The organism is Leptolyngbya sp. Heron Island J (genome assembly GCF_000482245.1).
Classification (GTDB): Bacteria; Cyanobacteriota; Cyanobacteriia; order Phormidesmidales; family Phormidesmidaceae; genus Leptothoe.
Genome location: NZ_AWNH01000075.1, coordinates 66,700 through 84,786, shown reverse-complemented (window position 1 = coordinate 84,786; position 18,087 = coordinate 66,700). Strand labels below are relative to the sequence as shown.

General features: G+C 48.0%; 20 protein-coding genes. 10 read left to right on the top strand and 10 right to left on the bottom strand.

Annotation, left to right across the window (positions count from 1 at the left end; genetic code table 11):
• Positions 1-3: 3 nt before the first annotated feature.
• The 4 genes from N836_RS61065 to N836_RS61050 form a co-directional block, all read right to left on the bottom strand.
• On the bottom strand, positions 4-780 hold the full coding sequence (locus N836_RS61065) for a pyridoxine 5'-phosphate synthase (RefSeq protein ID WP_023074687.1): 777 nt from the start codon (positions 778-780) through the stop codon (positions 4-6).
• 92 nt (positions 781-872) lie between these two features.
• The gene (locus tag N836_RS61060) at positions 873-1,205 is read right to left on the bottom strand and encodes a hypothetical protein (protein WP_023074686.1); all 333 of its coding nucleotides are present in this window, start codon (positions 1,203-1,205) and stop codon (positions 873-875) included.
• Between the two features lie 15 nt (positions 1,206-1,220).
• The gene (locus tag N836_RS61055; RefSeq protein ID WP_023074685.1) at positions 1,221-2,018 is read right to left on the bottom strand and encodes a PhzF family phenazine biosynthesis protein; all 798 of its coding nucleotides are present in this window, start codon (positions 2,016-2,018) and stop codon (positions 1,221-1,223) included.
• A 236-nt stretch (positions 2,019-2,254) separates the two neighbouring features.
• Positions 2,255-3,028: a tetratricopeptide repeat protein gene (locus tag N836_RS61050; RefSeq protein ID WP_023074684.1), complete on the bottom strand. Its 774-nt coding sequence runs from the start codon at positions 3,026-3,028 to the stop codon at positions 2,255-2,257.
• A 326-nt stretch (positions 3,029-3,354) separates the two neighbouring features.
• Between N836_RS61050 and bchB the strand changes: the two genes are divergently transcribed.
• The 6 genes from bchB to N836_RS61020 all read left to right on the top strand — a co-directional run bounded on the left by bchB (position 3,355) and on the right by N836_RS61020 (position 9,392).
• Entirely contained in the window at positions 3,355-4,881 is a 1,527-nt protein-coding gene (gene bchB, locus N836_RS61045; protein WP_023074683.1) for a ferredoxin:protochlorophyllide reductase (ATP-dependent) subunit B, read from the top strand.
• A 99-nt stretch (positions 4,882-4,980) separates the two neighbouring features.
• Positions 4,981-5,487 carry a tetratricopeptide repeat protein gene (locus N836_RS61040; protein ID WP_023074682.1) on the top strand — a complete coding sequence of 169 codons (507 nt, stop codon included), beginning with the start codon at positions 4,981-4,983 and terminating at the stop codon, positions 5,485-5,487.
• On the top strand, positions 5,475-6,152 hold the full coding sequence (locus N836_RS61035; RefSeq protein WP_161635008.1) for a DUF3153 domain-containing protein: 678 nt from the start codon (positions 5,475-5,477) through the stop codon (positions 6,150-6,152). The genes N836_RS61040 and N836_RS61035 overlap by 13 nt, the downstream gene beginning before the upstream one ends.
• Before the next feature lie 130 nt (positions 6,153-6,282).
• Complete coding sequence (locus N836_RS61030; protein WP_023074680.1) at positions 6,283-6,639, top strand: lipopolysaccharide assembly protein LapA domain-containing protein; 357 nt, start codon at positions 6,283-6,285, stop codon at positions 6,637-6,639.
• Between the two features lie 328 nt (positions 6,640-6,967).
• Entirely contained in the window at positions 6,968-7,822 is an 855-nt protein-coding gene (locus N836_RS61025; RefSeq protein ID WP_023074679.1) for a segregation/condensation protein A, read from the top strand.
• A gap of 403 nt (positions 7,823-8,225) precedes the next feature.
• Entirely contained in the window at positions 8,226-9,392 is a 1,167-nt protein-coding gene (locus tag N836_RS61020; protein WP_023074678.1) for a sugar phosphate nucleotidyltransferase, read from the top strand.
• Between the two features lie 103 nt (positions 9,393-9,495).
• On the opposite strand, the gene N836_RS61015 is transcribed toward N836_RS61020, so the two are convergent.
• From N836_RS61015 to N836_RS0138870, 6 genes are all read right to left on the bottom strand, one after another.
• Positions 9,496-10,344: an EamA family transporter gene (locus N836_RS61015; RefSeq protein WP_023074677.1), complete on the bottom strand. Its 849-nt coding sequence runs from the start codon at positions 10,342-10,344 to the stop codon at positions 9,496-9,498.
• A 67-nt stretch (positions 10,345-10,411) separates the two neighbouring features.
• Positions 10,412-10,555 carry a hypothetical protein gene (locus tag N836_RS76685; protein ID WP_161635007.1) on the bottom strand — a complete coding sequence of 48 codons (144 nt, stop codon included), beginning with the start codon at positions 10,553-10,555 and terminating at the stop codon, positions 10,412-10,414.
• Positions 10,556-10,777: 222 nt separating this feature from the next.
• Positions 10,778-11,362: a DUF3611 family protein gene (locus tag N836_RS61010; protein WP_023074676.1), complete on the bottom strand. Its 585-nt coding sequence runs from the start codon at positions 11,360-11,362 to the stop codon at positions 10,778-10,780.
• 124 nt (positions 11,363-11,486) lie between these two features.
• A complete protein-coding gene (locus tag N836_RS61005) occupies positions 11,487-12,368 on the bottom strand; it encodes an S-methyl-5'-thioadenosine phosphorylase (RefSeq protein WP_023074675.1) in 882 nt (293 codons plus the stop codon).
• A gap of 182 nt (positions 12,369-12,550) precedes the next feature.
• Positions 12,551-13,513 carry a protochlorophyllide reductase gene (locus N836_RS61000; protein WP_023074674.1) on the bottom strand — a complete coding sequence of 321 codons (963 nt, stop codon included), beginning with the start codon at positions 13,511-13,513 and terminating at the stop codon, positions 12,551-12,553.
• Positions 13,514-13,949: 436 nt separating this feature from the next.
• The gene (locus tag N836_RS0138870; RefSeq protein WP_023074673.1) at positions 13,950-14,246 is read right to left on the bottom strand and encodes a hypothetical protein; all 297 of its coding nucleotides are present in this window, start codon (positions 14,244-14,246) and stop codon (positions 13,950-13,952) included.
• Positions 14,247-15,236: 990 nt separating this feature from the next.
• Between N836_RS0138870 and N836_RS60995 the strand changes: the two genes are divergently transcribed.
• From N836_RS60995 to N836_RS60985, 4 genes are all read left to right on the top strand, one after another.
• On the top strand, positions 15,237-15,707 hold the full coding sequence (locus N836_RS60995) for a DUF3592 domain-containing protein (protein ID WP_023074671.1): 471 nt from the start codon (positions 15,237-15,239) through the stop codon (positions 15,705-15,707).
• A gap of 1 nt (position 15,708) precedes the next feature.
• On the top strand, positions 15,709-15,834 hold the full coding sequence (locus N836_RS77930) for a hypothetical protein (protein WP_268744321.1): 126 nt from the start codon (positions 15,709-15,711) through the stop codon (positions 15,832-15,834).
• A 95-nt stretch (positions 15,835-15,929) separates the two neighbouring features.
• The gene (locus tag N836_RS0138865; RefSeq protein ID WP_152532224.1) at positions 15,930-17,168 is read left to right on the top strand and encodes a TIR domain-containing protein; all 1,239 of its coding nucleotides are present in this window, start codon (positions 15,930-15,932) and stop codon (positions 17,166-17,168) included.
• Positions 17,153-18,085: an AAA family ATPase gene (locus tag N836_RS60985; RefSeq protein ID WP_023074668.1), complete on the top strand. Its 933-nt coding sequence runs from the start codon at positions 17,153-17,155 to the stop codon at positions 18,083-18,085. The genes N836_RS0138865 and N836_RS60985 overlap by 16 nt, the downstream gene beginning before the upstream one ends.
• Positions 18,086-18,087: the final 2 nt, after the last annotated feature.

Sequence of the window (18,087 nt, the reverse complement as noted above, 5' to 3'; positions counted from 1 at the left end):
GAATTAGGAATACTGCTGATTAGCTTTTGCAATCACATCTAAATAGGCCGTTACCGCATTGCCTAGACCCATAATCAAGGCATCTGCGGTCAGCGCATGACCGATGGACACTTCTAAAATATTCGGAATCCGTAAAAACTGAGGCAAGTTTTCTAGATTTAAATCGTGGCCTGCATTGACCCCCAGACCACAGTCTTTGGCCACCTTAGCTGCTACTGCATAACTGGTGTGGAGGGTTGCCAACTCATCTTTGGTACCTTCTCTTGCCGCCGTTGCATAGGGTTCAGTGTATAACTCAATACGAGTTTCTGTTGTTCCTGCCATCACACCCAATTTTGGGATCAGACGAATTTGTTCCGGATCGGGGTCCATAAATAAACTCACCCGTGCGCCCAGCCCTTGAATTTCTTGAATAATCGGCACCAAGCTCTCACCATCTTTTGAGACATTCCAACCGTGATCAGATGTGAACTGATTAGGATCGTCGGGAACCAGGGTTACCTGATTTGGTTTGATATCCCGTACAATTTCCATAAAGCCTGCTTCTAGCGGATTGCCTTCAATATTGAATTCAATCCTAGGATGCGCCGTTAGCATCTCTGCTAAGTCATAAACATCGTGGCGGCGGATATGGCGCTCATCAGGACGGGGGTGTACGGTAAGACCATATGCGCCTGCTTGGATACAGATTTCTCCTGCTTGGACAACACTGGGGATACCAATCGTCCGAGAATTACGAACAAGAGCAATTTTATTAAGGTTAACGCTGAGGGCAGTCATAACGTTGAATGTGATGCTGACTATTAGAATCGCGGGGTATTGATTGTACAACATACCTGATGGCTGGCCCACAATTGACCTACACAATCAATCTAATTATTGTGGCGATCAAACTTGGGTTCTTCGGCAAAAAACAGATAGTTTAGTGCTACCTGGTCGCAGAAAGCAGGTGCCCAACCAGTCTCTCCATACCCATTAAAGTTATGCTGCTGTGCGGACGATACAACAGTTTTGGGCAAGTCTAAATTACTGACTTGGGTGACGCATTGCTCAAAATCGATCAGACCCATAAACAGGTCATCACGAACGCCATAGGCATCCAGATAAAACTGCTCTATCTGTAACTGTTCTATTTCGCTAATCTGTTTCACGTTCTTTAGATCAACAGCCAGCATCACGGACAGTAAGACAATGTGCTCCAACATACGAATTCACTAAACTTATAACAACAGTTCACCGCGCAGAACCGTTACAGCCTGCCCACTGATATAAACTCGCTCTGGTGTGCATTCTATATGGAGTACACCAGAGCGTTCTGATGCCTGATATGCAATCATTTTATCTTTACCGAGTTTTGCTTGCCAGTACGGACCTAATGAACAATGGGAAGATCCAGTAACTGGGTCTTCAGGGATACCCAGGGCGGGGACAAAATAACGGGAAACAAAGTCATAGGGAGAGTTGCCAACACTGGTGACAATCACTCCCTGGGAGGGCAACTTTGCGATCTTATTTAGATCGGGCGCAAGATTAGCAACAGCTTGGGGCGATCGCAACTCAACCAAGTAATTCACATCATTGCGTGATCCATGGACAATGTCAGCGTGGTTCATCGCAGCAATCAATGTTGGAGGCAGCGGCGCATCGTGCACCGGCTGCACTGGAAAGTCCAGCTGAATTAGCTCACCGCGTCGGCCAGCCAGGAGCTCACCGCTCTTTGTCTGAAATTTGGCCGTAATGTCAGTGGCCAGATATCCTTCAGTCCATAGGACATGGGCGCTGGCCAATGTGGCATGGCCACATAAATCGATTTCAGCTGTGGGTGTAAACCACCGCAGGCTATAGTTGCCTTCTCCTTCTAGGGCATAAAGAAACGCTGTTTCTGACAGATTCATCTCCGTTGCAATCTGCTGCATCAAGGCGTCTTCAAGGGGCGATTGGCTAACGCACACGGCAGCTGGATTACCGCCAAAGGGACGATCGGTAAAGGCATCTACTTGAATAATGGATTGTTTCATCGGTTGGGGCTGAGGTTAGCGGGCATGGGGAATAGTATCGTGCTGTAGGTGAGTAGGGAAAGGGGAAAAGGGAAAAAAGCAGGAAAGACGAAAGAGGGTAGGCACGGAGAAAGAGAAAGCACACACACAAAGCCTGATTTTCTGCATCGAGAAAATCAGGCTCTGATTTGACTTGAACAACGTTGTTAGTAGGATATGCTGATGATGAGCTTGCGCTCTGGGGCCGCCAGTTATCTCTAGTTATTAAACTGCTTGAGCTGTGCTCGTAGGGCGCTAGCACGATAGCCATGGCCAACTTGTTCATACAGCTGGGCCGCCATTTCCCAGTCGGCAACAATGGCATTGTAGATGTGGGAGATATCGCTGGTTGTTTCAGCCTGAGCTAAATAAGCACTGCCCCGCTGGGCGTAAAAGTCAGCAATCTCAGGATTAAGATTAATGGCTCGGGTATAGGTTGAGATCGCGCTTTCATACTCCTGACGAGTTCGCTGTGCTTGGGCTTCTAGCAGCAGGCGTTGCGCCACTGTTGCTGTTTCTACCGTCATTCGATAGCGCACAGTTGAGGGGATCACGGCCTCAACGGTCTCAGCTTCCACATCAAACAGAGACTCAACCTCATAGTCAAACAAAGGTTCAATTTCATAGCTCATCTGAGTCCCTACTTGTTCACCAGGTAACGTCAGAACAACAAGATGGCTAATTTGTGATTTTTGCGACGGGTCCACTGTCCGATAGCTAACCTGATTATCCACCACCAAAGGAGTATACTTTCCAGCAATGTAAACAGCTACATGGCTAACAATCCTGGGATTGTTATTCGCCAGTTTCAGTCGAATCGCAATCGTTTGTCCCACTTCAGCTGTCAACGGATGACGAATGGATCGATGAGTTTCAGCTGTTACTAATTTTGTTTCTGTTGCACCGGCCTGTAGCAGCACCTCAGCTGATACGGGCATAGCTAATCCTAGCAGTACACCCATCACACCTACACCACTGAGAATAGACCGCATGTTAGCCTCCTAAGGAACAGTGAATCACGTCGATATGAATTACTCCACATGGTAAAGCTACAGTTCCAGAACAATCGGAACGGTATTTGAAACTACATCGAAACTTTATGGCCAGATCTAACATCCTGTAGGGACGGCTCATCTAATCGTATACAGACATTCCATGGAACGTCTATGGGACTAAATCACGCCAGGACTCCGCTAGCTGTAACTCATTCTTACAAACCGTTGCGAATCGTTGAGTGGTGCCAGCGTCTGATAAGGACTCCCATATTCTGAGGGATAGGCAATTGCCTTAACCTACCCCAGATCTCGGAGCGCTGTTTATGAAACTGGCCTATTGGATGTATGCAGGTCCTGCTCACATTGGCACCTTGCGTATTGCCAGCTCATTTAAGAATGTTCATGCGATTATGCATGCCCCACTCGGGGACGACTATTTTAATGTCATGCGCTCTATGCTCTCTCGTGAGCGAGATTTCACCCCTGTGACCGCCAGTGTTGTTGACCGTCACGTATTAGCTCGCGGCTCACAAGAGAAAGTTGTTGACAACATTACTCGCAAAGATCGAGAAGAACATCCTGATCTGATTGTGCTCACACCCACATGCACATCCAGCATTTTGCAGGAAGATTTAGCTAATTTTGTGGAGCGTGCCCAGCTGGATGCCGAAGGCGATGTGATGCTGGCAGACGTCAACCACTATCGTGTAAATGAGCTACAGGCAGCGGATCGGACGCTTCAGCAAATTGTTGAATTTTATCTAAAAAAAGCAGCTAAGCAAGAGACTTTAGCTACTGAGAAAACAGAAAAGCCCTCAGTCAATATTATTGGCATCACTACCCTCGGTTTTCATAACAACCACGATGTTACCGAGCTAAAACGGCTAATGGCAGATCTGGGGATTGAGGTCAATGCCGTCATCCCAGAGGGGGCATCGGTCCATGAGCTGAAATCTCTTCCCAGAGCCTGGTTTAACCTGATCCCGTATCGAGAAGTGGGCTCGATGGCAGCCGAGTATCTCCTGCGTGAGTTTGATATGCCCTATGTGGATATCACGCCCATGGGTGTGGTGGAAACAGCTCGCTGTATTCGCGCGATTCAAAAAATCTTGAATCAGCAGGGTGTGGAGGTGGACTACACCGAGTTTATTGATGAACAGACTCGGTTTGCATCCCAAGCGGCCTGGTTCTCTCGCTCCATCGACTGTCAAAATCTGACGGGTAAACGCTGCGTTGTTTTTGGTGACAATACCCACGCGGCGGCCTTAACCAAAGTTCTCTCGCGGGAAATGGGTCTGCGGGTGGTGCTGGCTGGCACTTACTGTAAGTATGACGAAGCCTGGTTTAGAAATCAGGTAGAGGATTACTGTGATGAGGTATTGGTTAGCGATGATAATGGTGCGATCGCAGATAAAATCGCCCAGCTCGAACCCGCCGCTATTTTTGGCACCCAAATGGAACGCCATGTAGGCAAACGCCTCAACATTCCCTGCGGTGTGATCGCGGCCCCCATCCACGTTCAAAACTTCCCCGTCGGCTATCGTCCCTTCCTCGGTTATGAAGGCGCTAATCATCTCGTCGACTTAATCTATAACTCCTTTACCCTGGGCATGGAAGACCACCTGCTAGAAATCTTCGGGGGTCACGACACTAAAGAAGTCATCACCCAGACATTGTCCGCTGAAGCCGACCTCAACTGGACCAGCGATGGCCTGACTGAGCTGAAGCGCGTCCCTGGTTTTGTGCGGGGTAAAGTTAAGCGCAATACCGAAAAGTTTGCCCGTGAGCAGGGCTACACCGAGATTACCGCCGAAGTGATGTATGCAGCCAAGGAAGCCGTTGGAGCATAATTACGTGTAGGAACGTTTTATGCAACGTTCCTACACGTAATTACATCAGACACCGTAAAATATCTGAGCAGCAGGATATTAGACCAGAGACTAGCCGCAATGCCAGATGCAGCCAATCAGCGTGCCCAAGCCGCCTATCAAGTGGGGCAGCAGGCCTTTGAGCGGGGCCGATATGGGGATGCCGTACAAGCCTTTGAACAGGGATTAGCCGAAAAACCAGGGATTTCCTTAGATGGTGAATTAAAACTCTGGCTGGTCAACGCCCTGGCCGCTGTCGATCGACGGCAGGAAGCCATTGAGCTATGTGGCAAGCTTGCCCTGCATCCAGACCTAGATGTCAGAAAACAAAGCAAACGACTGCTCTATATTATCCAGGCCCCTAAACTGCAGGCCAAAGAAGAATGGCTAACCAAAATTCCTGATTTAGCAGACATTGAAGATAGTGAGGAAAAGCCCTGGCAAACCCGCCCAATTAAGCCTCGTCCTCTGAAACCCCCACCGCCACCGCTGCCGCTGAGTGAGGTCAATACTGAAGATAATGGCTTTGTTTGGCTAGCGTTAATTGGCTGTGGCCTGGTGCTGGGAGGCTTGTGGTGGCTCAGTTAAAAACACGGCTAGTCCGGCTGATATCTCTTCTAGCCCTGGCACTGTGTTTGAGCGGATGTGTCGATTATCAGCTGGGCATTCAGTTTGACAGTCAAACCCATGGGGTCTTAAGACAAACGTTGCACCTGGATGATCAGTTTGTTGCCCTGAATCAAGATGCCCGACAGCAATGGCTACAGGTCTTTATTGAAGAAGCCAAGGCATTTTCTGGCGAGGTCACCTCCCTGGACGATGGCTCGATTCAGGTGAGCATTGACTTCTTCAACGGGGCTGACCTGGTGCAAAAATTTAATCAGCTCTTTGCCCAAGATGGCCTCATGACTCAGGTGCCAGGTGCCCCACCGCTGTTGGCCCACCTGGATCTGCATCAGAAGAACTGGGGGGTGGTTTTAGTCAATCAACTCCATGCTGATATTGATCTGAGCGCCCTCAAGGCGGATAGCGCCGTTGGTGCAGGGGGGGCCTTAGACCGCTGGCGGACCATAAATCTTAGTTTTCAGATTGAGGCCATCCGGAAAACCCAGCAGTGGCCCCTACAGCCGGGTCGAGTGAATAGGATCGATGCAACATTTTGGGTGCCGAGCCCCATTGGGATTGGCGCGGTAGTGATTACTCTACTTTGCGCTGGTGGTTATGGGGCTCGGTCTGGGTTGAATCGGTTATAAACGCTTGGGTGCTCAGAAGGGAGTCTTGCCGCCCTTTCCAGTCTTTTAACAAAAAAAAATCTTCCCCCGCTTCTGACTTTCCTGTAGTAGCCTAGACCTGATCTAATTAATCCGATTTGAGGTGACTGTTATGCGGCAGATTAACTTTGTCGTCATCTTTGTCATTTGCTTGGCCCTCGTACTATTTGGCATCGAGAACACTGAGCTAGCAACTATCCATGTTGTGCGGGGGATAGATATTGAAGCGCCGCTATGTATCGAGCTGATGATTTCCCTTGGCATTGGAGCCTTGCTCGCCTGGGTATTTAGTGTGTGGGTGCAAGTACAGGGATACTTCAATATCAATCCTCAAGTCCAGCAGCGAGAAATGCGGATTCAGCAGCTAGAAGAAGATGTTGAGCGCTATCGCGTTGAGCTAGAGGATTTACAGCCTATGTTGCCAGGGGCTGCTAGTAAGGATGCGGGTAGTGAAGAAGCGGTAGCGTAGGTCAATCACTGCGAAATTAACCGTTGGTTTGACTTAAAAGTTCAATAGCTACAGCACTTTTATGAGGTACAAAGGGACGTGCAAAGAGGGTAAGGGGATGCTTCTCACCTGGCTGACGTCTCTTTTTTTATTGCTTACAACCTATAGTTATTCCAGTTCTAGTGCCTGAGAACATTGGTTGGATAGTCTTTTTTTTGAGTTTTGAAGTTTATCGATGTGTCTATATAACTGAATTTGATATTTTTTTTGAATTTTCAATTCTTCTAAGCTATAGTGCATCTGTTCACGCTATATGTAGCGCCAGCTAGCAATCTATCAGGCTAAGTCCATGGCTAATTCTTTAGCGCAACGTGCGATCGCATTTCTGATTGACCTATCCGAACGGGGAGAGATTGATCCGTGGGATGTCAACGTCATCGATGTAGTCGATCGTTTTCTCAAAAGCCTCAAGGAACAAGCACCGACTGCCACCAACGGTCGATCGCCCTACGAAAAAAGCCTATCCGAATCTGGTCAAGCCTTTCTGTATGCCTCCATGCTGGTGCTGCTCAAAGCCGACACCCTGATCCGCGCTGAAATCGAAGAAGAAGTGAGCGACTTTGAAGACCCTGACGAAGCCTTTGAACCCCAAGGATATGCCAAACGACTACCGCCTAATCTAGAGCATTACATCCACCGTCGGGCCGTAGCCAACCCACCGGAGAAACGGCAGGTCACCCTCCAAGAACTAATTACTCAGCTAGAAATGATGGCCATAGCGATGGCGAATCCCCCTCCCCGCAATCGCCATCGCGGGGCCAAACCCCATTCCAAACGCAAAGCCATCAGCACCATTGCCCAGCTAGCTCACCAGGAAAACCTATCGGAAATTGCTGAGGCCCTCTCTACCTTTTTGGACCGCTACTGGGAGGACCTAGAAAGCGCGTTTGAGTGGATGGACTTTGAGCGACTATTGGAACATTGGGCCAACTTCCGTCCCGATGTCCTCGGCGGACCCATCACTCAAGAGCTGACCGATGAAGACTATCGCCATGAAAAAGTCGGCGTTTTTTGGGGGTTATTATTTTTATCTTCCCAATCTAAAGTAGAGCTGGCCCAAGAACGCTTTTATCGTGATCTCAAAGTTAGACAGCTCAACGACGTTACCCTAGCTGACGTTCCAACCTATGTGCTACCCGATTAACACCTAGAGGTGTTTTATCCATCGCTTGAGGTCCGCAAATGTTCGCAACAAAAGACATCTTATAGGTGTCCGCCCCTAGTGCGAATATCCAAAAATCAATATTTGTCCGGGCATCTATGAGGCAGTAATGAAGACCATCAATATGCGTGGGTATACTGTAAACACGCTTGTTACTATCTTGACGTTGCCGAGATACTTATTGATGGTGGGCATCTATTTTTTTATCGGCAACAGCAAGCTTTAGAAAAATTCTAACGATAGAGTCATTCTGAAGTTTGTTCTGTGATAGTTCTTGTCAACTTATGGATTAGAGCTATACGCTTGTTGCCGTTGCTGATTAGTGGCAGCAACGTTTGTTTATTTTTACCTCCTAGCTGTTAATTAAGGAATAGAGAGAGCATTTATGAAAGCCATGATCCTGGCCGCAGGGAAAGGTACTCGTGTACGTCCAATCACTTACACTATTCCAAAGCCGATGATCCCCATCCTGCAAAAGCCAGTGATGGAGTTCCTCTTAGAATTGCTAAAACAGCACGGCTTTACTCAAGTTGTGGCTAATGTTAGTCACCTTGCCAATGAAATTGAAGGCTATTTCAGAGATGGTCAGCGTTTTGGCGTAGAGCTGGCCTATTCCTTTGAAGGACGCATTACTAATGGTGAGCTGGTGGGTGATGCCCTCGGTTCTGCAGGCGGTATGCGTAAGATTCAAGACTTTTCACCGTTTTTTGACGATACGTTTGTCGTGCTCTGCGGTGATGCTCTGATTGATCTGGACCTGACTGAAGCGGTTCGACAGCATAAGGAAAAAGGTTCAATCGCCACCATCGTGATGAAATCGGTCCCCATCAAGCAGGTACCCAGCTACGGTGTTGTGGTGACCGATGAGACGGGTCGCATCAAGTCATTCCAGGAAAAGCCCAAGGTTGAAGAAGCCTTGAGTACCAACATCAATACGGGTATCTATATTTTTGAACCTGAAATCTTTAAGTACATCCCCTCAGGTCAAGAATTTGATATCGGTGGTGACCTATTTCCAAAGTTGGTAGAAGCGAATGAAGCATTCTACGGCATTACCATGGACTTCGAGTGGGTGGATATTGGTAAGGTGCCTGATTACTGGCAGGCCATCCAGGATGTACTGACCGGTCAGGTTAAAGGTGTGGGCATTCCTGGTCAGGAAGTTAAGCCGGGTGTATATGCTGGCCTCAATGTGAAAGCCAATTGGGACAAGATCAATATTGAAGGCCCTGTGTACATTGGGGGTATGGCTGAAATCGAAGATGGGGCAACTATCATTGGTCCCAGCATGATTGGCCCGAACTGCTGTATCTGCAGTGGTGCCCTGGTTGATAAAAGCGTGATCTTTGAATATTCACGCATTGGCCCTGGCGTACGTCTCATGGATAAGCTGGTGTTTGGTCGCTACTGTGTGGATAAGACTGGCGCATCTATTGATATGCAAGAGGCCGCTCTGGATTGGCTGATTACAGATACTCGTCAAGCGGTATTGTCTGAGCCGCCAATTGAGCACCGGGCTATCACCGAATTGCTCAACGAAGCCGTTGTATGAACCTTTCGATTTAATAGCAGGCATCCATAAGGATGAGCAGTGCTTGCCTTTGGGTGAAACTGTTTAAAAAGCCCCTGCGATCGCAGGGGCTTTTTGCTGTCCATCATTCAGCAGCTGCCACACCGTAGCAAGCAGATCCTGCCGCTGCAATGGAAATTAGGACAATTGCCATTAGCGATCGCATCGTCAGCGTTTCACCCAGAATCAAAAATCCAGATGCAGCTGCCAGCATCGGTTCTACACTCAACAACACTCCAAACACATTCACCGGCACTCGCCGCAAAGCAACTAGCTCCAGGGCATAGGTGGCTGATGACAGGGCCGCAATCGCAGTTGCGATCGCAAGCAACCGAATATCCAACAAGGCTGTACCCGCCGCCCCAATACCAATGGGCAACAACATACAAGTGCCAAACACCATTCCCCAGGCCAATCCCTCAATCCCTGGCACCACTTGTCCTGTAGCCACCGCCAGCATAATATATCCAGCCCAGGCCAGAGCAGCCAATCCAGCAAACCCCAAACCCACAGGGTCCAAACCACTACCCTGCAAAGGAGCCAGCAAGATCACCCCCATGGCAGCTAGCGTCACCCAAACCAAATCGAGCCAGCGTCGCGACTTGATCACCGCCAGCCCCAACGGCCCCGTAAACTCAATCGCCACAGCAATTCCTAGGGGGATGCGGTCAATCGCCAGATAAAACGAAGTATTCATCAACGCCAGGACACACCCATAGGCCATTACCAGCGGCCAGCGTCTCCGTGTCGCCTGCCAACCCGGTCGCCAAAACACAAACAATAAAGCCGCCGAGAGCGCTACACGCAGTAAAACTGTACCCAGGGGACCTGCTAATTCAAATACAGACTTTGCCAGAGCAGATCCTAGCTGCACCGTCACCCCCGCCAAAATAACCAGCGTTGGCGCTGGAATCCGATCTGCCAATGGTTTCATAAGTTGTAGTAAGCGTAGAGCATCTATCCGCGATGTAACGGACTCTTATTCTACGCTTGCCACAATCCTATGCAGCAGATGACGCCTGGCCAGTATCATTTTTTCTATTCTCGACAGCCAGCTTACACAATGCCAGTAGCTGAGCTGGAGAAAGTCGTCCCTGCAGGTACAGCAACCAAATCCGGTCACACATTACAGTTTCTTTTGGCATGATGCACCTCCCAGGAACTCACGGGCCTCTATTTCCACTCTAGCCAAGCCACATCAAACAAATTATGGCAACGTGCCAACCGCAACATTGGTTAGCTTGAGACCTGACAAGTGAACGGATGTCATTGCCCGCAATTAAAACTACAAGATTTCTGATCACCGTTCCTGAATGATCTTTGTTCAGATGTCTGTACTAGCTGTAGTAAGACCAGCATCCACACCCCTAGGACTGCTTATTAATCTTCCACGACAACCATAAGGAGCCAACAATACCAGCAAAGTGAGAAATCAACGTATTGATAGTAGCCTGAACCAGAAAAACATCCAGCGGTTCAACCGCCAGGGTAGGATTTGCCACTGCAATATTCGACTGGGGCTGAGAGATGACTTTAAGCATAAGCGCACCCACCACTCCGCCAGCACCCAGCAATCCACAAAACATGCCCAAAACACTAATGATCAAACCAGTGGTGATCATCTTGGCAGCATTCTTAGGTTTCGGTCTCAGGTCTGGGTTACTAGATTTCAGCTTGCGGGCAAACCTAGTATATTGAAACGCCCAAAATACACCCACATAAACCGCAGCTAGCCCCAGCGCCGCCAAAAAGAAACCACTGCCTGCAGCCGCATTTTCAGCCCCACCACGATTACTGACCGACTGCAACCCCAACAAAGAGGTCACAAACAATAAGGTAGCAACGACGCCGCTAAACACCTGCACCCAGAAGCTAATCCAGCCTACCAGACGAAAATTGTTAGCAATCCGACGGACAGCTGGGGGTAAGGAATAACCAAGTTCACCGGTCATAATGTATTCCAGAAGCGTCTAAATATCTTAGGCATGCCTGATCCGATTGGTAAACCTGCGGCGTTACACCAGCCAAGCACACCACCAGGGTGTAGACCACCAATATTATTAACCAAGCCAAGGGTTAAACCACAGGCAAATACTTCTCTAGTAATAGCTTTAGTTTATCCTTTGTGGCCGCAGGGGCCATATCCAACGGCGTAATTACGGCATACTTCAAGGCCGAATGCGCCTCTGACGGTGGTGGATTCTCCGTTAGCCGATGCACCACATCCCGAATCACCAACTGAGCATTCACCGCATTCTTTTGTAAATTCCCGATTACCATCTCAACGGTGACACTGTCATGATCTGGATGCCAACAGTCATAATCAGTCGCCATTGCCAACGTGGCATAGGCAATTTCCGCCTCCCGTGCCAGCTTAGCCTCCGTCAGATTAGTCATACCAATCACCGTTGCCCCCCAGCTGCGATACAGATGAGATTCTGCCTTAGTAGAAAACGCCGGTCCTTCCATACACACATAGGTACCACCGCGATGCAGAGCCACCCCGTCCAGGTTTAGACTTTCCACCGCATCCCCTAGAATAGTCGCCAGATTTTTACAAACCGGATCACCAAACGCAATGTGAGCAACAATCCCCTCTCCAAAAAACGTTGCCGCCCGATTTTTGGTCCGATCAATAAACTGGTCTGGAATTACCATATCCACCGGCTTCACCTCTTCCTTGAGGGAGCCGACTGCGGATGCCGACACCAGGTACTTCACACCCAGGCTTTTCATCCCATAGATATTGGCCCGAAACGGAAGCTCCGTAGGCATCAGCCGATGACCACGACCATGACGTGCCAAAAAAGCAACCGGCGTACCATCCAGCTTGCCGCAAATAAAAGCATCAGAAGGCTCACCAAACGGAGTCTCTATTGTGACCTCTTCAACATCGGTTAGAGCATCCATTTTATAAAGGCCGCTGCCACCAATAATGCCAATATCTGCCTGAGCCATAGAGCCACCTATTTTAAAACTGCGTGCGAGTCAGACCACGATGATCCGACTCGCACGCAATAGTACAGGAGGTAGTCCCAAGAAAGCTGATTTTTTTGGATCTGTTTATAGATGAGTAAGGGTTAAGACCTTACCCTACTCCCCCAAGAGGGAACACAGTTGCTTTTAACAGAAACAAACGCCTACGCTAAGCTCACCAGCTTCTCGCTTAGCTCCCAAAGCCGACGCGCTTTCATATCATCTAAAGCCTCGTTGGACATCTCCTGAACAAAGGACTTACGACCTTCCTGCTGACGATTACCCCAGCTCCAGTAATAACCAGACTGATTGTAATCAGGATCAGCTGCTACAGCCGCTACCCGATCACCTGCAACTGCTTCAGTCACATAGCCTCCCGTAACATTTTTCTGGAACCAGGGGAAAATGGTCCGAAATGCAGAATAGTGGTTGCGGAATAGCGCTGTGTCAGCAACGCAGCCAGGATAAAGAGAGCTAAAGACAATGCCGGTCGATTCGTTAAAACGGCGGTGCAGCTCACGCATGGTTAGCACATTACATAACTTACTGTCCTTATAAGCTTTACCCGGCTTAAACTTCTTACCATTAGCCATAGTTACAGGGGCCTTAAAGCCCTGTTCAAAGCCTTCCAGGTTGCCCAGATCTGGTGGTGCTGGGAAAGGAATCTTACCGCCTAGTTCTTTAGGATTAGCCGTTACCGTACCCAAAATCACCAAGCGATGATGGCTAGACTTCTTCAGGTCCTCCAGCATCAGGTTGCACAGTAGGAAGTGTCCTAAATGATTAGTAGCCATACTCAGCTCATAGCCATCTTCACTACGCAGAGGCTCCTTGAGTAAGGGTAGATAAACAGCCGCATTACATACCAGCGAGTCCAGAGTCTTGCCACTGGCACGAAACTCCTTCACAAAGCTACGTACACTATCCAAGCTAGCCAGATCAAGCTTCATGATGGAGTAGCTACCATCGGGCATACCGACTTCCTTAGCCACCTTTTCAGTTTTAGGCAAATTGCGACAGGCCATTACCACGTGCCAGCCCCTGTCAGCCAAAGCCTTTGCTGCGTATAGGCCAACGCCGGAGGAGGCCCCGGTAACTACCGCCGTTGATTGCTGAGATTGGTCCATGGGTATTGATGTCTAAAAGCGAGTCTAAAGTGGTATTAGTCTTGAGGCTTCTAGGATCTCACACGGTTGAACTGTAACGATCATCCGAAATAAACCTTAAGCAATGTGGGGCAAGGTTATGGATCGTGGGGATATGTAAAAGGATATTGCGGCTCTACAGTTTTGCCAGGCTGCGTTACTACAGTCCACGGCCATCTCGCATGCTGACCCTAGGCATCAGAATTTAATGAATGTCCAGCTTTTTACCCACTCTGCGAGCAGCCGCTCAGGCGTCTACATTCAAAGTCCTTCTCCCGAGGGGAGAAGGACTTTGAATCTGGCTCCCTCTCCCAGGGGGAGAAGGTCGGGGTGAGGGCTATCCGAACATCAGAAAAGTTGAAACTGTTTGATCTCCATTCCTGATTAAGATGACAACCATCGATATCCAAAAGCTACCTTAACTCTTAGGCGCTCGGTTCACCTTACCGCCAGAGCCACCTTGTGCCCCCCAAGTTGGAGAGGAACCTTTGCCCTGGGTCTTACAAAACGAGCCTTGAAATCGCTCGGGATCACCAAAGACCAGGGGAGGCTCATGTTCGACTTCTTGTTCATCGGGTTCTTGAACAAAGCCAAGGGCCTGTAGAGCTTTGGGGGTCCAGGGTTTACCCATAAACATAAACATGCCGGGAGAGTCGGAAACAGGCAGATATAGATGGCAACGGCGTTTGGTATGCCAAAAGCGTTGTTGTTTCATGACAAGTCGCTATAGAGAGGTGGAGAGTGAACAGTGTGAATAACAGAAAGTACGTTTAGAGGCTAAGCATTCAGAGCAGTCCAAAAGAGGATTACCAGTAGCACTCCTGTCAGCAAGATGTATGCCAATCAGCACTGGCTACTGATAACCCAAAAAAGGACTAGATTTAACGATAAAAAAGGCTTTAAATAAAAATGAACAAGCGAAACCAACTCTCAAAGCGATGGTGTTTCTCTTAGAGAGAGCCTTTACTTCCTGGAACTAGGAAGCTAGCCGAGTCAGGGATCACCTGGGTGATTAATTGGGCATAGTCAGGTATGCTGACTATATGGGGGTGATAAATGCTATTTGATATAGCCTCTAACAAGACTTTCTATCCGTTCTACTCTTCGTACAGCTACGGGTTAACCCGGATCAATTAACAAGTTTGTTACAAAACCCTGACACTTTATCCTGCAAGCGTTTCAGGCCCCAGGTATAAAGGCACACCAAGTTGTTTTAGAACCACTGAAAGCCTTTTGGCGTAAGGGTGTAAGCATTTTTGCTGAGTGGATTTCATTCTGAGGGGTAGTTTGGTCCAGAGTTGGTCCAGAGATTGTCCCAATCGGGTTCAAAAATTAGACTGGTTGTGTAGTTTCCAATCAACACAGATTTTGTAACTGGCCAGGCAGTGATCACATGCCCTGAGAGCTGTCTGCTAAAACGACAACTTGGCTGAGAAGCCCTAGAGATATCGTGTTATCAATCTCTCAACTCCGCTAGCAGGTTTTGATGCGATTAGCCTCGTTACTTTGAGCCTGAGCTGGGACAAAGTCGCTAATGCTATTTGGGGCAAGCCTTCAAGCTTCCAACCACTTTAGAGGTTTTGCTCCAGTTAGCCCTGGGACTTTGAGTCCAGGGTGGGATCGTGCATCTTCACCCAGGCATTTGTGCAAACTATATCCTGCAACTAGCAGGGCATAATCACATTAGCAACCAGACCCGCTCGATATGTTAAACGCCTTCAAATTTCTATTCATCGCATACCTGAGGCTTAGAGTCTTAGGCCAAGCAGCTGTGTGTTTTGGTGTTGCGTTTTTAATCTTGTGGCTATGCAAACCTGAGAATCTTTACAGCTTATCTGTAGAGGGTGAGAGAAGTGTTGGCACCGTCCTGGACTATGAGTATCGTGATGGGCTAACGCGGGGGCACAGGCATTTGATGGCCTATGATGGTCATGAGAATTGGCTGGATGCGAAGAGAGAATGGAGTGTGGGCTCGAAATTGGAGCTGTTGTATCTCAAGGATGAGCCTGAGGTTGCTTATTTGACCAGGAAAGAGGCATATCTGTCGATGGTGGTGGAGTATTGGGGCTTGTTTCCGTTTTTGTTGCTCAGTGGATTTTCGTTAGTGTTTGCAGGGTTGGGGGTTCGGCTAGCAAGCGGTGCTTTTGGCAACGATCCTGATGGCTGGCTGGAGTGAAATGAAATCTTTGGTTATTGAACTTAGAGAACAACGTTACGAGAGTTTGCTGCAAGATCTGTCCTATTGGATGAGGCAAGCGCTGACTGACAGTGCCCAGTCAAACACTGAACACTGGCTTGCCTAAAAGTTTGATATTTCAGGCGAACTTACTGAAAGATAGAGCGACCTTTGAAGTACAGGATATACTTTTGATGTAGAAATCCTGGCCTTATGCAGTTCATGAGTGTCAATGTCTTTTTTTCGTATGCCCACAAAGATGAAGACCTCAGGGATGAACTGGCTAAACATCTAAAGATTCTGGAACGTCAAGGGATCATTGAGACCTGGTACGACCGTGATATCGATGCTGGAGCAGAGCGTTCTACTGAAATCGATAAGCAATTAACCTCAGCTGACATTATTTTGCTACTTGTCAGCTCTGATTTCGTCGCTTCAGATTACTGCTACGACGTAGAACTTAAACGTGCGCTTGAACGACACGATAAGGGCGAAGCTAGAGTAATTCCTATTATTGTGCGTCCAGTTGATCTAGAAGGTACCCCCTTCAGTAAATTACAAGTCTTACCAAAAGATGCGAAACCCATTACAGAATGGGACAACCAAGACAAGGCTTTTCTCAATATTGCTCAAGGTATCCGCCATAGTGTGGAAGACCTAGCTAATGCTCAACAGCAACAGCAGTTAGAGCTCTACAGTTCATTACTAAAGCTAGGATATCGACAGCAGGCAAGGCTCTTTCGTCGGGCAATAGAGTCGGAGTCAGTTGCTGGCTTTTTAATCCATGGTCTACCCGAATATGGTCAACGTTGGCTCTTAAATCGACTGGTAGTTCAATATCTACCAGAGCATTTGAATAGCAAAATAGTGAAAGTTAACCTAAACCGCTTAGCTCGCAAAACCAATGTAGAGTCTCTCTGGCGGGAATTGGGTGTGCGAGTCAAAGTTCGAGGGCATAAGCTAACGCCACCCGAAATTGCAGATGGCGTTTACCGCTGGTGGCTGACTCAGGATGTGATTCTAGTATTTCATGATGTTCAAGCATTACCTGAGTCAGCTGTGCAGGAAATGATCGAGCAGTTATGGAAACCTTTGACTCAGCGGGTACAACAAGCATCTGAAGGAGAAAGTGCCTGCAAATTGCTTATGTTTCTAGTGGATTACGTGGGCAAAGCAGAGCAGTGGAAATTGCCGTTTGTCGAAAAACTAGACGCCAGCTGGAAACCGCAAAAACCCATCAAAACACCGAAGATTCAGGAATTTACCGATAAAGATTTGATGGACTGGCTAGATGACCAATATCGTGACTTACCTTCGGATTTAACCCAGGGTATTGATGACAAGGTTAAAGAAATCTTGGACAGTAGTGAAGGGGGCATTCCTGAACTTGCTCTGCGCGAAATTTGTGCCCAATGTGGTCTTGATTGGTATGAGGAGTTGGATAAGTGGTTACCGCTTTAGATTCAGAACTAACGTATACCGGTAAAAAGCAGCCTAAGCTTGGGGAGCGTGACCCTACAACTCAGCGACCCTTATCCCCCTACTTGCCTAGTGAAGACTTAATTGAAGTGGTTAACCTTGCTATTTTTTTAGAGCGTCCACTGTTGCTCAAAGGGGAGCCAGGTTGCGGTAAAACTTGTTTAGCTCAAGCCGTCGCTTATGAATTAGGTCTTCCATTTGAAGCCTGGTATGTGAAATCGACCAGTCAAGCCAAAAATGGACTATATAGCTACGATGCGGTTGGGCGATTAAGAGATAGTCAACTTGCTGCGAATAAGCTCTTGATCTCTGAAAAGTTGTTACGCATTAACGACCCAATGGCCTACATCAGGTGGGGTCCTCTAGGCAAAGCATTTCAATCTGAACGGCGCTCCGTAGTCCTGATTGATGAAATTGACAAAGCCGACATTGATTTTCCCAATGATTTGCTGCTGGAATTAGACGAGTTACGATTTGTAGTGGAAGAACTGGATCATGAAATAGAAGCTACATTTCCACCAATCGTGTTTATTACGAGCAACGATGAAAAGGATCTCCCTGACGCCTTTTTAAGACGATGCTTATTCCATTACGTTGAATTTCCTGATCATGAGCGGCTAGTAATGATTTTGCAGAGTATGTTTCCAGAAACATCAGTAGAGTTAACAGATAGAGCAATAGACCGATTTCTAAAGCTGCGCTGCGAAATGCAGGCAACAGGTGGAATAACTATGAAGATGGCTAGTACCAGTGAATTAATTGACTGGTTTCGAGTGTTGAAACGCTTTCCTAAGGATGAAGCACTTTCGAAATTAGACGGTAAATTGCCTTTTGGAAGTGTGCTGATTAAAAGTTGGGAAGGGCATCAACGTTACTTGCGTCAATCTGGGACAGGCTGATC

What these genes read in the sequence shown, in the direction of transcription:
- N836_RS61065 (WP_023074687.1), bottom strand. Translation starts at nt 780, where the DNA reads ATGACTGCCCTCAGCGTTAACCTTAATAAAATTGCTCTTGTTCGTAAT.
- N836_RS61060 (WP_023074686.1), bottom strand. Translation starts at nt 1,205, where the DNA reads ATGTTGGAGCACATTGTCTTACTGTCCGTGATGCTGGCTGTTGATCTA.
- N836_RS61055 (WP_023074685.1), bottom strand. Translation starts at nt 2,018, where the DNA reads ATGAAACAATCCATTATTCAAGTAGATGCCTTTACCGATCGTCCCTTT.
- N836_RS61050 (WP_023074684.1), bottom strand. Translation starts at nt 3,028, where the DNA reads ATGCGGTCTATTCTCAGTGGTGTAGGTGTGATGGGTGTACTGCTAGGA.
- bchB (WP_023074683.1), top strand. Translation starts at nt 3,355, where the DNA reads ATGAAACTGGCCTATTGGATGTATGCAGGTCCTGCTCACATTGGCACC.
- N836_RS61040 (WP_023074682.1), top strand. Translation starts at nt 4,981, where the DNA reads ATGCCAGATGCAGCCAATCAGCGTGCCCAAGCCGCCTATCAAGTGGGG.
- N836_RS61030 (WP_023074680.1), top strand. Translation starts at nt 6,283, where the DNA reads ATGCGGCAGATTAACTTTGTCGTCATCTTTGTCATTTGCTTGGCCCTC.
- N836_RS61025 (WP_023074679.1), top strand. Translation starts at nt 6,968, where the DNA reads ATGGCTAATTCTTTAGCGCAACGTGCGATCGCATTTCTGATTGACCTA.
- N836_RS61020 (WP_023074678.1), top strand. Translation starts at nt 8,226, where the DNA reads ATGAAAGCCATGATCCTGGCCGCAGGGAAAGGTACTCGTGTACGTCCA.
- N836_RS61015 (WP_023074677.1), bottom strand. Translation starts at nt 10,344, where the DNA reads ATGAAACCATTGGCAGATCGGATTCCAGCGCCAACGCTGGTTATTTTG.
- N836_RS76685 (WP_161635007.1), bottom strand. Translation starts at nt 10,555, where the DNA reads ATGCCAAAAGAAACTGTAATGTGTGACCGGATTTGGTTGCTGTACCTG.
- N836_RS61010 (WP_023074676.1), bottom strand. Translation starts at nt 11,362, where the DNA reads ATGACCGGTGAACTTGGTTATTCCTTACCCCCAGCTGTCCGTCGGATT.
- N836_RS61005 (WP_023074675.1), bottom strand. Translation starts at nt 12,368, where the DNA reads ATGGCTCAGGCAGATATTGGCATTATTGGTGGCAGCGGCCTTTATAAA.
- N836_RS61000 (WP_023074674.1), bottom strand. Translation starts at nt 13,513, where the DNA reads ATGGACCAATCTCAGCAATCAACGGCGGTAGTTACCGGGGCCTCCTCC.
- N836_RS0138870 (WP_023074673.1), bottom strand. Translation starts at nt 14,246, where the DNA reads ATGAAACAACAACGCTTTTGGCATACCAAACGCCGTTGCCATCTATAT.
- N836_RS60995 (WP_023074671.1), top strand. Translation starts at nt 15,237, where the DNA reads ATGTTAAACGCCTTCAAATTTCTATTCATCGCATACCTGAGGCTTAGA.
- N836_RS77930 (WP_268744321.1), top strand. Translation starts at nt 15,709, where the DNA reads ATGAAATCTTTGGTTATTGAACTTAGAGAACAACGTTACGAGAGTTTG.
- N836_RS0138865 (WP_152532224.1), top strand. Translation starts at nt 15,930, where the DNA reads ATGAGTGTCAATGTCTTTTTTTCGTATGCCCACAAAGATGAAGACCTC.